The sequence below is a fragment of the Cutibacterium sp. KB22876 genome, from assembly GCF_059728865.1.
On sequence record NZ_AP040858.1, the window covers coordinates 1,564,317 to 1,576,612 of the forward strand.

A 12,296-nucleotide genomic window follows, 5' to 3' on the forward strand; every position below is an offset into this window, starting at 1 on the left:
GATGCCACGACTCCAAGTTGCGCTTGATACCTACGACCTGCCGTCGGCCCTCGCCCCGCTGGCCCAAGTGTCCAACGAGGTTGACGTCATCGAGTGTGGCACCATCCTGGTTCTAGCCGAGGGCATGGATGCGGTGCGTGCCGTTCGGGCGGTTTACCCTGAGAAGGCTATTCTTGCCGACGTTCGCATAGCCGAAGCCGGAGCCAAGATCGCCCGGCTGTGCTTCGAAGCCGGAGCTGACCTCGTCTCCTGTGTCGCCGGGGCATCACTGACCACCATCGATCAAGTGTGCAAGGTGGCAGAGGAATTAGGTGGTGAAGTCCAGGTCGAGCTTGCTGATGAGTGGTACGACGCTGACCGCGCCCGCACCTGGCGTGAATTAGGTGTCCAGCACGTCATCGTTAAGCGTTCCCGCGACCGTGAGGCCGCCGGGGACTTGTCATGGAAGCCCGAGGACCTCGGGCGGGTAGACGAACTCGCCGAGATGGGATTCACGGTCACCGTCACTGGGGGCATCACTCCCAAGGACCTTCCGGTCTTTGCTGAGCATCCAGTCGGCATTGTCATCGCTGGTCGTTCAATCGTCGCCGCCGACGACCCAAGGGCTGCGGCACAGCAGCTACGCTCCACCCTGGACGAGGTGTGGCCGAAATGATTGAGCCCCTGTCAGACGGAGTGACCCTCGGCATCTACGAGAAGGCCCTCGTTGGCAACCCGCTTGAGACTGCCGACGACTGGCGTCGCTTCCTTATCCAGGTGCCTGAGTCCGGCTTCGGTTTCGTCGACCTATCGATCGATGAAACCGAAGAACGAACCGCACGGCTTGAATGGGATCAGAACCAGCGTCGTATGGTGCGCCACTGCATCGAGGAAACAGAGACTACGATCGGTGGTATCTGCTTGTCAGTGCACAGGCGCATTGGTCCCGGTAGCGCCGACCCCACGGTGCGTCAACGCGCCCGCGAAGTGATGGCCGAAGGGTTGCAGCTGTGCCACGATCTCGGAGTGCCTGTGCTTCAGGTGGCGGGATACTACTGCTACTACGAGCAGATGAACGATCAGTCTGAGCAGTGGTACACCGATCTTCTGATCGACGCCGTCCCGATGGCTGCCCGTCTCGGCGTCGTGATGGGTATCGAAAACGTTGACGGCACCGACGTCACCTCGATCCGCAAGGCCATGGAGTTCGTCAAGCTCGCTCACTCTCCTTACCTGCAGGTCTACCCCGACATCGGAAACATTGCCGAGCAGCAGCTCGATGCCACGATCGAACTCGAGGCTGGGCGCGGCCACATGGTTGCGATCCACGTGAAGGATGTCCGGCCCGGCGAGCCTCGGCGGGTACCGATGGGAGAGGGGACCGTCGACTGGGACGATGCCTTCGCCATCCTTGCCAAGCAGGGTTGGCGCGGCCGAATGATGATCGAGATGTGGAACGACGATGCCCCCGATTCCAGTGATCGCAGTGTGTCGGCGCGTGAGTTCATCGAGGAACGCCTTCGAACCGCCGGAATCCCGGTTCGTAGGACCCTCGCTTGATTCGAGATCGGTCGGCCCAGCCTGAATCTCGGGCCGACCGACACCAAACCTCCAAAAAATTTCTATACCGCTGTTCAAAGGAGAACGTTCGATGCTCGAAGAGCTCAAGAAAGACGTTTGCGAAGGCAATCTCGACCTGCCCCGACACGGCCTGGTGACCTGGACCTCGGGCAATTTGTCTGCCCGGGACCCCGGGACCGGCTTGGTGATCATCAAGCCTTCCGGGATGCTATACGACGAGATGACCCCTGACGACATGGTTGTCGTCGACCTTGACGGAAAGGTTGTCGAAGGAGATCGTGGACCATCTTCGGACACCGCTTCGCACCTGTACGTCTATCGTCGCCATGACGACATCCGCAGCATCATCCACACTCACTCCACTTTCGCCACCGCCTGGGCTGCCACGGGCCAGGACATACCCTGCGCCATGACCGCCGTCGCTGATGAGTTCGGTGGACGAGTCCCGTGCGGAGATTACGCCCAGATTGGCACTGAGCAGATAGGTGAGCAAGTTGTACGGTTCATCGATGAGTCCCCAGCCGTACTACTCAAGAAACACGGTGTCTTCACTGTCGGCACTTCCATTGAGAAGGCTGTCAAGGCAGCCGTTATGGTCGAGGACGTCGCCAGGACCTTGACCTTTGCCAAGCTCATCGGCGAGATCTCCCCGCTCCCGCAGTCGGAGATCGACTCCAACCACGACCGATACACCAACCGCTACGGCACCCCAGCTGCGTCCCAGGGAGTGACGTCATGACTTACGACATCTCAACTATCGGTGAGGGACAGATCCGGCTCACCTGCTACAAGGGCGAGCGTCTCGTTAATGCCCAGCAGCTACGGGCCACTGCTGCCTGCTCCGAAGCCAACGTCGCAGGCTTGTTGTCCCAGGTCGGTCGCGACACCTGCTGGACATCTGTTATGCCACAGGGCGATCTCACCGACCGGGTTGTTAACGAGTTTCGTAGTGTCGGTGTCGATGTCTCCCACATCTGTATCAAGCCTGAGGGACGCGTCGCCCTGTACTTCATGGAGCCTGGTGAGTACCCGATGCCAGCACGTGTACTTTACGATCGCGAGCACACCCCTTTTCGTGACGTCCGTGTCGAGGATCTCGATTGGGAGGCCATGCTCGACACGAAATTGGTTTTCGTGACTGGCATCACAGCTGCTCTGACCGAGAACACGGCTGTTGTGGTGAGCCATTTTGTCGAGGAGGCTCACCGTCGTGGAATAGCCGTCGCACTTGACGTCAATTATCGTTCCCTGCTGTGGGAGCCGAGGCGAGCTCGAGAGGTGCTCGAGCCCATTGCTCGCATATCGGATATTGTCTTTTGTTCAGTGCGTGATGGCAGGGCGGTATTTGGAATAGAATCTGACGGAGAACAGGCATGCCACGATCTGCGCGAATTGTTCGGAGCTCCGACGGTCGTGTCCACTGACCAGATCAATGGTGTCTATCTATCCGACGACGAGCGCGGCGACCGCACCTTCCCAGTGGTTCAGGTTCCTGTCGTCGACCGTCCAGGTGCAGGAGACTCCTTCGTTGCAGGAACATTGCACGGGTATCTTGCAGGTGACGTGGTCCAGGGAATCTATTACGGGCAGCGGACATCTGCTTACGCCCTGACTCATTATGGAGACCTTACTCGTGTGAGTCCCAGTGAGCTCAATATTCCTTCGAACACAGACATTCTGCGTTGATAATAGCCGCGGCGCGGGTAGGAGATATAATTACATGTCCACTTCTACAACATCCAAGAAATCAGCATTAGATCTTATAGATTCGCGCCCTTTGACGCGCAATCAGAAGAACCTTGTCGCCCTTGCTATCATCGGAAATATTTCCGAGTTCTTTGACATCTTCCTCATTGGTTTCGTTGTATCCGTCCTCACTAAGCCATGGAACCTGACCGGCGCTGAGGCGGGCGTCATCCTCGCCTGTTCTGGCTTGGGTACGGTCATCGGTGCCATTATGTGGGGACGTCTGGCAGACAAAATCGGACGCCGTTCGTCATTTTTCTGGTGCGTCCTCATGTTCGTTGCATTCACCGTCCTATCAGTGTTCACCCCAGATCACGGCTGGGTTATGCTTGCCATATTGCGTATTGGTGTGGGGATCGGTGTTGGCGGCCTCAATACCACCTCGATTCCGTATGTTCAAGAGTTTGTGCCAGCTAAACAGCGTGGACTTCTTGCTGGATTGGCGTCGGTATTCATACCACTCGGTCTATTTCTGGGGTCACTCGCGCAAAATGTCTTGGGTGATAATTGGCGTGCCCTCATCGCACTGGGTGCGATTCCCGTCTTCCTGCTTGTGTGGATTCGCTTTGTCCCCGAGTCGCCAAGATTCTTACAGAGTCATGGACGGGAAAATGAAGCTCGTGAGGCTTTGGCGTGGGCGTTGGAGATGCCGGCTGACGACATTGGAGATCTGCCGCCCGTAGAGCACGTCCGAGACGCTTCGTACTCACTTGTCTTCGGCAAGTACCGCAAGAGCCTCCTTATTGTCAGCCTAGGGTCCTTCTGCTTCATTCTGGGGTCATTCACGATTCAGTCGTGGGGTCAGACCCTCCTCAAGACCGGCTTCGGCAAGTCTGCAGAGCAAGTTGGAATCCTGTTTATGTTCGTCTCTCTGGCCGATCTCATCGGGCGCTTCCTGTCAGCATGGCTGGCCGACCGCATCGGTCGGAGGATCACGATGCTGTCATTCGGTCTGGTAGGTGCCGCCGGAACTCTGATCATCGCGCTTTCGGCTCATCTGGGTTGGGGCTGGCAGGTCTTCTTTGCCGGCGTCCTTGTTGCGATGGCCTTCGGCGACGGCGCCTTCGGTATTCTGAACGCCTTCGGCGCCGAGCAATTTCCCAATGAGGCTCGCTCCACCGGTCTCGGACTCGGTTACGGCATCGGTGCGACTGCCAAGGTCATCGGTCCGGCGCTCATGGGACTCATGGTGGGCGGATCTGCGGTCAAACAGAATGTCACCTTGGACGCGGTCTTCCCGGCGTTCATCCTGTTCACCGTGCTGCTCGTCATCGGCGGTGTGACATACATGTTCGCCCGCGAAACTCGCGGCACCTCACTCGACACGATCTGACCTATCAAACGATCCTGACGTCGAGGGCCTGTACCTGACCCAACGGGTTAACCGAAGCCGTGACCTGACGGGTAGCCAAGGGGCCCTCGACACGCCAGATCCAGCAATACGGCGTCATCTCGACGACGTCGATCGTGGCATCCGCGGATTCCCCGGTGGCCTTGACCACGTCCTCGAAATCCTTGCGGCGCTGATCCAACGGACGATCCATGTCCATCGTCGGGCACCACTCCTGAGCCACCAGATCGTCCGACCAGTTGCGAATGATCTTCTCGACGTCGTCGAGATGCTGCCGGACTTGGGGATTCATCGGCGAAGGATGGACGGCATCACAGGCCTTGCGATCCTTGGCCGCGGAGGGCAGCAGCAGGTCACCCACCCCGGGAACAACGGTGTCGAGGGCCGTGGAGGTTACGCGGATGGCCGGGTGATACGTCCGATTCGCCAGCACCACGACGCCGACCCCGGAGGACGGATGCCACATCATCGTCGATCCATACCCTGGATACCCGCCACAGTGGTAGACGATGTGTTCCTTCCCCGTGACAGCGACGTGCAGGCCATATCCGTACCCTTCGGTGACTGGGCCGTACGTCGTGAAATACCGCTGCATTTGCTGCATGTCGCGAAAGACCTGGCCCCAACCATCGTCCTCGCTGGTCCACGCGGTGATGAAATGGCTCACCCAGATCCCGACATCCTTGGCCGTGCAGATGAGGCCGCCGATGGGGGAGAAGGTTCCGGAGCCAAGCAAGGGCTGGACGCTGCCATCTCTGCCGAGGCCTGGGGCGAGCTTTCCCTCGGGTACTTGCGTGACGTCGAGGAAGGATTCGGTCATCCCCAACCGACGGATGACGTCTTCCTCGACGACGTCGATGAATGGCCGCTCGGTCGCCAATTCGACGACGCGGCCCAGGATCGCGTAACCGAGGTTGGAATAGGCGTACCCCGTCCCCGGCGCGAAGTTCGTGATGAAGGGTTTACCCAACAGCGCCTCGAACTCCTCGCGTGACATGGCCTGCTGACGGTCGGCCCACGGATCGTCCGGTGGTAGACCGGTAGACATGGACAACGCGTCACGGATCGTCGCGCTGGCGATGGGCTCCTGAAGCTGCGGAATCCAACTACCGAGGGTGTCGTCGAGAGCGGGCCGTCGAGAAGCCACGTCGATCAGCCCGTGACAGATCCCAAGGACGCTGGCAGCGGTGAACGACTTCGACATCGACGCGATGCTGTAGACGCGATCGTCGGTGTCGTTACAGCGCACCTCACTGTCGTCAACGGTTGCCCAGGACAACGAGGTTCCACTCCCGGCGGCTTCTGACGACGCAGCATTGAGAACGTCGGCGACAGGGCTAAGACGGGGATTCATGGCGGCATTGTGTCACTTGAGACGTGGGTTGGTAGAGCGGATTCGGACACCGCTGGCCCTAGAAGACAGGAGTGCGGCGTTGGCAGCGCGCATCGTGGCAGTAGATTGGACCACAACAACGCGGGAGCCCACCACAAGGGCTGAGAGGGTGTCGTGATGGCACCGACCGTCTGAACCTGTCCGGGTAATGCTGGCGAAGGAAGTGGTTGGCATGACTGAATTGTCGAATCTGGTGTCGGAGTCTGTGGAGCGGCTGCGTCGGGACAAGCCGCTGGTGCAGTGCTTGACGAACATCGTGGTTGCCAATTTCACCGCGAATGTGTTGTTGGCTGCGGGGGCGGTTCCCGCTATGGTCGATAACCCCTCAGAATCTGAAGGGTTCGCCTCGGTGGCTGACGGCGTGCTAGTCAATATTGGTACCCCGTACCGGGAGACCGCTGAGGCCATGGTTGTTGCCGCGCGTGGCGCCGCAGGTAGTGACACGCCGTGGGTGCTCGACCCGGTGGGGGTCGGGATGCCATGGCGTACCCAGGTCGCGCTGGACGCGTTGCACGTCGGCGCTCCAGCCGTCATCCGGGCGAATGCCTCCGAGGTATTGACCTTGGCTGGAACGGGAGCGTCTTCCCGAGGCCCGGAGGCTGGAGATACCGTCGAGGATGCCTTGGGATCCGCCGCTGAGCTCGTGCGCACATACGGCACCGTGGTCGCCATTAGTGGTCCCGTCGATCACATCGTGGACGCTCGCCGGCACGTAACCGTGTCATCGGGGCATGAATGGATGGCGCGAGTGACCGGGGTCGGATGCTCACTAGGGGCTCTGACAGCAGCCTTCGCAGGCGTCCAGAAGGATCACCTCATTGCCGCTACATCCGCAACCGCCATGCTGTGCGTAGCTGCCGAACGAGCAGCAGATCGCAGTGTGGGCCCGGGCGGATTCGCTCAAGCTCTCATCGACGAGCTGTTCCTGGTGTCACCCGACGAAGTTGGCGCGAGAGGAGGGCTTCGCGATGTCACGGCCTGACTTCGATCTGTCGGTGTACCTCGTCACAGACACCGCCCAATGTGGCGGCCCAGACAGGGTCGTCGAGACCGTGCGGCGTGCTATCGCCGGCGGGGTGACTCTGGTCCAATTCCGCGACCACGATCTGCCCGACGACGAATTCGTCACCTTGGGACGGCGGGTGAAGGATGCGTGCAGTGGAGTACCCCTTATTATCGACGACCGGGTGCATCTGGTCGCCGACATCGGAGCCGACGGCGCCCATGTCGGGCAGTCCGACATGCCGGTCGCCCAAGTTCGAGAGATTCTCGGGGACGATCTGCTAATTGGCTTATCCGCGCAGACCTCCGCCCATGTGGAGGCTGCGCTGTCTCATGGCCGTGACGTCGTCGATTACTTGGGTGTTGGGGCTTTGCATGGCACGGGGACTAAACCTGAGGCAGGCGAGCTCGGCTTAGCCGCGATACGCGATGTCGTCGACGTCAGCCCGTGGCCGGTGTGCATCATTGGCGGCGTCGCTGCCTCTGACGCTCAGGATGTAGCCCGGTTGGGTTGCGACGGCCTCAGCGTAGTCTCGGCAATTTGTCGAAGCGCCGATCCCGAGTCCAGTGCTCGGGAACTCGCACAGGCGTGGCGCCGCGCGAAGGGGAGGTGACGTCAGGGCGTGCACAACCGCCCAGTGCGACTGGCATCTTGTTCAGATGAGCGGCCCTGGTGCGCATGGTACATAATCAGGCACGAGGGCACCCTAAGATGAGCGCCATGAGCACTTCTGACGTCACTCGTCGCGCCTCCAAGATCTCCGTCGTCGGGGCCGGTTCGGTTGGTTCCTCGCTGGCCTACGCCTGCCTCATCCGCGGATCGGCCGACCTCGTTGCCCTCTACGACATTGCCAAGGACAAGGTCGAGGCCGAGGTAGCGGACCTCGCCCATGGCACTCAGTTCACCCCCGCCTCAGTGATGGGTGGCGCTGATGTCCACGACACTGCCGACTCTGATGTCGTCTTCATCACTGCCGGGGCCCGTCAGAAGCCGGGCCAGACCCGTCTGGACCTTGCCGGCGTCAATGCCAATATTTTGCGTTCCCTCATGCCGCAGCTGGTCGAGCAGTCCCCGAACGCCCTGTTCGTGCTCGTCACCAACCCCTGTGACGTCCTGACCGTCGTTGCCCAGCAGGCCACCGGGTTGCCGGCTAACCGCGTCTTCTCGACCGGTACCATGCTCGACACCTCGCGGCTGCGCTGGCTCATCCGTCAGTGGGCCAACGTCGAGCAGCGCCATGTACACGTGACCATCGTCGGCGAGCACGGCGACTCGGAGTTCCCGCTGTGGTCGACCGCCAACATCTCCGGTGTGCCGATCCACGACTGGACAGTCGAGGGTGAGCGCGTCTTCACCGAGGACGTGCTCGCTGATCTGGCTCACGAGGCCGCCTTCGCCGCGTACAAGATCATCGAGGGCAAGGGTGCGACGAACTACGCCATCGGTCTGACGGGTGCTCGTCTTGCCGAGTCCCTGCTGCGTCCGGGCCGTTCCGTCCTGCCGCTGTCCAGCGTCATCGAGGATGTCCACGGAGTCTCCGGGGTAGCCCTGTCCATGCCGTGCATCGTCTCGCGTGACGGCATCGAAGGAGTGGTCCCGGTCTCCATGAGCGCAGCGGAAATTGCCTCCCTTGAGGCTTCCGCGGAACGCTTGCGTGACACTTTGTCATCCATCTCGTGACCTGCTGAACATTTGTGCTGACGACCTTCTAGGCTAGGGGGTATGTCAGTTCCTTTTCAGTATGCACAGGACAGTGACGGAGAACTTCTCAAGATTGCGGCTCGCGGCCAGGAGGTGTTGACGAACCCCCTGGCCAACCGAGGCACGGCTTTCACCCTCGAGGAGCGCAAGACCCTTGGTCTCACGGGCCTGTTGCCGTCGGGAGTCATGACGATCACCGACCAGCTCAAGCGGGTTTACGCCCAGTACTCGGCGCAGCCGGACGACCTGGCGAAGTACCTGTACCTCAACCACATGCACGACCGTAATGAGGTGCTGTACTTCCGCCTCATCGCCGAGCACATCGAGGAGATGCTGCCCATCGTCTACACCCCGACGATCGGCAAGGCGATTGAGGAATACAACCACTGGTACGACCGTCCGCGCGGTATTTACCTGTCCATTGACGACCCGGAGGACATGGAGCAGGCCCTGGGGCAGTTGGGCCATGGCCCTGACGATGTCGACCTCATCGTGGCCACCGATGCAGAGGGCATCCTTGGCATCGGTGACCAGGGTGTCGGTGGCGTGGCGATCACCGTCGGGAAACTGGCGGTGTACACCGCGGCAGCCGGAATCCACCCGCACCGTGTCCTACCCGTCATCCTCGACGTCGGCACCGACAACATGGAACGCCTCAATGACGACGGCTACCTCGGTGTGCGTCACCCTCGTGTGCGCGGAGAACGCTATGACGCCTTCGTCCAACAGTACGTCGAGACGGCCCACCGGATGTTCCCGCACGCCCTGCTGCACTGGGAGGACTTCGCGGCCGGTAACGCCACCCGAATCCTCAACAAGTACCGGGACGACTACTGCACCTTCAACGACGACATCCAGGGCACCGCGGCCGTGGTCGTCGCCGCCGTGTTGAGTGCCGTCAAGGCGTCCGGCACCCCGCTGAGCAAGCACCGTATCGTCATTCACGGCGCTGGTTCAGCTGGCACCGGCATCGCGAATCTCCTGGTACAGCTCATGGTCAGCCAGGGCCTGGACGAGGAAACTGCGCGTTCCCACTTCTGGGGATTGGGATCCCGGGGTCTGCTGCGGGACGGTCTGCGGCTGCGTGACTTCCAGCAGCCCTTCGCTCGCAGCAAGGAGGAGCTGGAAGGGTGGACCACTGACGCCCCCGACCAGTACACGTTGAGTGACGTCGTGCGTAACGTCCATCCGACGATCCTCATCGGTTGCTCCGCCCAGACGGGGGCCTTCACCGAGGAGATCGTCAAAACGATGTCGGCCCACTGTGATCGTCCGGTGATCATGCCGCTGTCGAACCCGACCCGTAAGGCCGAGGCACTGCCTTCCGACATTCTCAAGTGGACTGAAGGACGCGCCCTGGTGGCCACCGGTTCGCCGTTCAAGCCGGTCATGGTCAACGGTGTGACGTATCAGATCGCTCAGGCCAACAACGCCCTGGTCTTCCCGGGCATCGGTTTGGGAGCCATCGCAGTGCGGGCGTCCCGCGTCACCAAGGGCATGATCGCGGCTGCTGCCGAGGCGGTCGCCATGCACGTCGACAACCGGGTGATGGGAGCCTCGCTGCTGCCGTCCATCAAGACCCTGAGACCGCTGTCGGCGTCGGTGGCCATTGCCGTTGCCCAACAGGCGATGGAGGAAGGTGTGGCGACCGAGGCCACCGATACCCCGGTTGAGAAGGTGTTCTCGGCGATGTGGCAGCCGCGGTACCCACGCGTCGAGGTCATCTGAGCGACGATGCAGACTGATGACAGTGAAGTGACGGGACTGAGCTGATGACATGGGGTCCGGCATCGTGCCGGACCCCATGTCATCTCAGATGGGCATCAGAGGTGGCGAGTCACGCCTTGATCGTCAGAGCTGAGATGGGGGAGGACATCCCCGATCCATGAGTGAACATGACGGTGGCGTCAGCGCGCGGACAGTCAATGGTGACCGTGCCGTGCACCTTATGTCCCGGGGAGATGGTGTCGCCGAGGGTTCCGGTGGGCGGCAGGCTGGCCTCGTGGATGTTAGTCGACTCGTTCTCCATAATGAAGAAGGTGTAGTCGCTCAGGGATCCCCTGGTGACCTCGATGGTCACCGTGAGGGTGACACTTCCGGGACCCCAACTGACGTCGTCGATCGACCATGTTCCCTCGCTCGAGTCGTCCTTGGACGAGAACGGCACCGAGGAGGCCACAGCCGTCACTGACGCCGGAATCGGTGTCGGCGTGGTCGCCGATGACGGCGTCGCCACCGGAGTTGGGATGGGGGACTGGGGGAGATCAGGTTCGCTGGTGACCCGGCGAGCCACCAGAACAAGGGCGATGATGACGGCCACCGCGATGATGGCTGCGATCCAGCCGCGGTGGCGTTTCGGCGGCTGATACTGGCTGATGTCAGGCGGTTGGCTCATGGTGGCTCCACTTTACGTGGTTGGTGGTCGTCGGTGCTGTCCACAGGTTGGCGTTGAGACGAGATGACGCTGCCGGGAGTTGTCCACAGGTCCCCAATTGCTTGGCGGATTTCACGGGGTCGGGACGACAACTGAAGGTATGACAACACTGCATTCGTCCACCACCGATGACCGTGATCCACTGACTGTCAGGACCGTCGACGAGGCGATAACCCTGGCGCCCTACCTGCTCGGCTTCCAACCCAGCGAGAGCCTGCTCCTCATCGTCGCTGACGATGGCGCGACCTGCCAAGGTTTCGTCGCCCGGGTCGATCTCGACGACGTCGAACTGACCCTGGCCATGGACGCCTTCGCATCCCGAGTCGTCTCGTTGGCAGGGCAAGGACGGACGGTGATCCTGGCCTTCACCGAGGACCAAGACCGTGGCATGGCTGCCTTGGCGTTGGCCATCCGGGCGATGGAAGGCATGAACATTAGTGACGCTGCCTGGACAGATGGTGAGAGCTGGAGCAGTATCTTCGGCGATGAACGGAGCTGCGGGGAGAATCACCCGTACATTCCCGCCCCGGAGATTGCTGCCGAGGCGGTCTATCGGGGGCTCACCGTTCTGCCGAGCCGCACCAACCTGGTCGATCAGCTGTCCGGGCCCGGAAGAACCTGTGACCCAGGTACTCGTCGACTCATCACCAATGCGCGACGACGACTCTCTCGCCGCGGTGACGACGTCGTCGCTGCCAGATGCCGTGCCCTCGTGAGGTCCGGTTCACCGATTGATGATGCCGCCGCCGTTGAGATGGCCGTTGCCGTCCAGCGTCCGGAGGTGGCACGCACCTTGTGGATGACGATGGAACGGGAGCACGCGTCGAGATGGCTGACGGTCTGGAGCCAAGCCGTCGGAATGATCCCTGATCGGTTGGCCCCGGCCCCGCTGGCCCTCTGCGGGCTGGCCGGGTGGCTGAATGGAGACGGGGCGGTGGCGTCAGTGTGCGCCCACCGATGCCAATCCATGGTGGGGGCTGCGGACCTGCCACAAGCCTTGATGGTCATCGTCGACGCCTTCGTGCCGCCCAAGCTATGGGAGATCATGGATCGCGACCCAACGTTGATCGCCCACCCACTCCCGGCGGAGCAGGTGGGCGAATAAGTC

Annotated in this window: 12 protein-coding genes, 1 pseudogene and 1 riboswitch; of the genes and pseudogenes, 11 read left to right on the plus strand and 2 right to left on the minus strand. The window is 61.3% G+C overall.

Annotation, left to right across the window (positions count from 1 at the left end; all coding sequences use genetic code 11):
- Window position 1: 1 nt before the first annotated feature.
- From AC6I1W_RS07095 to AC6I1W_RS07115, 5 genes are all read left to right on the plus strand, one after another.
- Window positions 2-655 (plus strand): 3-keto-L-gulonate-6-phosphate decarboxylase UlaD, encoded by a 654-nt coding sequence (locus AC6I1W_RS07095; RefSeq protein WP_065673973.1) that lies wholly within the window; start codon window positions 2-4, stop codon window positions 653-655.
- Window positions 652-1,539, plus strand: a complete 888-nt coding sequence (locus AC6I1W_RS07100; protein WP_065673974.1) for an L-ribulose-5-phosphate 3-epimerase — start codon at window positions 652-654, stop codon at window positions 1,537-1,539. The genes AC6I1W_RS07095 and AC6I1W_RS07100 overlap by 4 nt, the downstream gene beginning before the upstream one ends.
- Before the next feature lie 91 nt (window positions 1,540-1,630).
- Window positions 1,631-2,299, plus strand: coding sequence for an L-ribulose-5-phosphate 4-epimerase (locus AC6I1W_RS07105; RefSeq protein WP_065673975.1), 669 nt, complete (start codon window positions 1,631-1,633; stop codon window positions 2,297-2,299).
- Window positions 2,296-3,246 (plus strand): sugar kinase, encoded by a 951-nt coding sequence (locus tag AC6I1W_RS07110; RefSeq protein WP_065673976.1) that lies wholly within the window; start codon window positions 2,296-2,298, stop codon window positions 3,244-3,246. Before AC6I1W_RS07105 ends, AC6I1W_RS07110 begins: the two co-directional genes overlap by 4 nt.
- A 34-nt stretch (window positions 3,247-3,280) precedes the next feature.
- Window positions 3,281-4,639, plus strand: coding sequence for an MFS transporter (locus AC6I1W_RS07115; RefSeq protein WP_270235846.1), 1,359 nt, complete (start codon window positions 3,281-3,283; stop codon window positions 4,637-4,639).
- A gap of 4 nt (window positions 4,640-4,643) precedes the next feature.
- Here AC6I1W_RS07115 and AC6I1W_RS07120 read toward each other — a convergent pair whose 3' ends face one another.
- A complete protein-coding gene (locus tag AC6I1W_RS07120; RefSeq protein WP_270235847.1) occupies window positions 4,644-6,011 on the minus strand; it encodes a serine hydrolase domain-containing protein in 1,368 nt (455 codons plus the stop codon).
- Between the two features lie 110 nt (window positions 6,012-6,121).
- Window positions 6,122-6,230, plus strand: a riboswitch (TPP riboswitch).
- Here AC6I1W_RS07120 and thiM point away from each other — a divergent pair.
- The 4 genes from thiM (at window position 6,199) to AC6I1W_RS07140 (ending at window position 10,482) form a co-directional block, all read left to right on the plus strand.
- Window positions 6,199-7,032 carry a hydroxyethylthiazole kinase gene (gene thiM / locus AC6I1W_RS07125; protein ID WP_270235849.1) on the plus strand — a complete coding sequence of 278 codons (834 nt, stop codon included), beginning with the start codon at window positions 6,199-6,201 and terminating at the stop codon, window positions 7,030-7,032. (Overlaps the previous riboswitch by 32 nt.)
- Window positions 7,019-7,666 (plus strand): thiamine phosphate synthase, encoded by a 648-nt coding sequence (gene thiE / locus AC6I1W_RS07130; protein ID WP_065673979.1) that lies wholly within the window; start codon window positions 7,019-7,021, stop codon window positions 7,664-7,666. Before thiM ends, thiE begins: the two co-directional genes overlap by 14 nt.
- Window positions 7,667-7,764: 98 nt before the next feature.
- Window positions 7,765-8,733, plus strand: a complete 969-nt coding sequence (locus AC6I1W_RS07135) for an L-lactate dehydrogenase (protein ID WP_016667398.1) — start codon at window positions 7,765-7,767, stop codon at window positions 8,731-8,733.
- Window positions 8,734-8,775: 42 nt separating this feature from the next.
- Window positions 8,776-10,482, plus strand: coding sequence for an NAD-dependent malic enzyme (locus AC6I1W_RS07140; protein WP_065673981.1), 1,707 nt, complete (start codon window positions 8,776-8,778; stop codon window positions 10,480-10,482).
- Between the two features lie 109 nt (window positions 10,483-10,591).
- On the opposite strand, the gene AC6I1W_RS07145 is transcribed toward AC6I1W_RS07140, so the two are convergent.
- Complete coding sequence (locus AC6I1W_RS07145) at window positions 10,592-10,834, minus strand: hypothetical protein (protein WP_036976547.1); 243 nt, start codon at window positions 10,832-10,834, stop codon at window positions 10,592-10,594.
- Between AC6I1W_RS07145 and AC6I1W_RS07150 the strand changes: the two are divergent.
- Window positions 10,827-11,117 (plus strand): annotated as a pseudogene (locus AC6I1W_RS07150) (hypothetical protein); the annotation flags it as partial. The gene AC6I1W_RS07145 and the pseudogene AC6I1W_RS07150 overlap by 8 nt on opposite strands.
- A gap of 171 nt (window positions 11,118-11,288) precedes the next feature.
- Complete coding sequence (locus AC6I1W_RS07155) at window positions 11,289-12,293, plus strand: DUF4192 domain-containing protein (RefSeq protein ID WP_065673982.1); 1,005 nt, start codon at window positions 11,289-11,291, stop codon at window positions 12,291-12,293.
- Window positions 12,294-12,296: the final 3 nt, after the last annotated feature.

Bases quoted from the DNA above. Each gene is read 5' to 3' on its own strand.
- AC6I1W_RS07095 (WP_065673973.1), top strand. From the start codon at position 2: ATGCCACGACTCCAAGTTGCGCTTGATACCTACGACCTGCCGTCGGCC.
- AC6I1W_RS07100 (WP_065673974.1), top strand. From the start codon at position 652: ATGATTGAGCCCCTGTCAGACGGAGTGACCCTCGGCATCTACGAGAAG.
- AC6I1W_RS07105 (WP_065673975.1), top strand. From the start codon at position 1,631: ATGCTCGAAGAGCTCAAGAAAGACGTTTGCGAAGGCAATCTCGACCTG.
- AC6I1W_RS07110 (WP_065673976.1), top strand. From the start codon at position 2,296: ATGACTTACGACATCTCAACTATCGGTGAGGGACAGATCCGGCTCACC.
- AC6I1W_RS07115 (WP_270235846.1), top strand. From the start codon at position 3,281: ATGTCCACTTCTACAACATCCAAGAAATCAGCATTAGATCTTATAGAT.
- AC6I1W_RS07120 (WP_270235847.1), bottom strand. From the start codon at position 6,011: ATGAATCCCCGTCTTAGCCCTGTCGCCGACGTTCTCAATGCTGCGTCG.
- thiM (WP_270235849.1), top strand. From the start codon at position 6,199: ATGCTGGCGAAGGAAGTGGTTGGCATGACTGAATTGTCGAATCTGGTG.
- thiE (WP_065673979.1), top strand. From the start codon at position 7,019: ATGTCACGGCCTGACTTCGATCTGTCGGTGTACCTCGTCACAGACACC.
- AC6I1W_RS07135 (WP_016667398.1), top strand. From the start codon at position 7,765: ATGAGCGCCATGAGCACTTCTGACGTCACTCGTCGCGCCTCCAAGATC.
- AC6I1W_RS07140 (WP_065673981.1), top strand. From the start codon at position 8,776: ATGTCAGTTCCTTTTCAGTATGCACAGGACAGTGACGGAGAACTTCTC.
- AC6I1W_RS07155 (WP_065673982.1), top strand. From the start codon at position 11,289: ATGACAACACTGCATTCGTCCACCACCGATGACCGTGATCCACTGACT.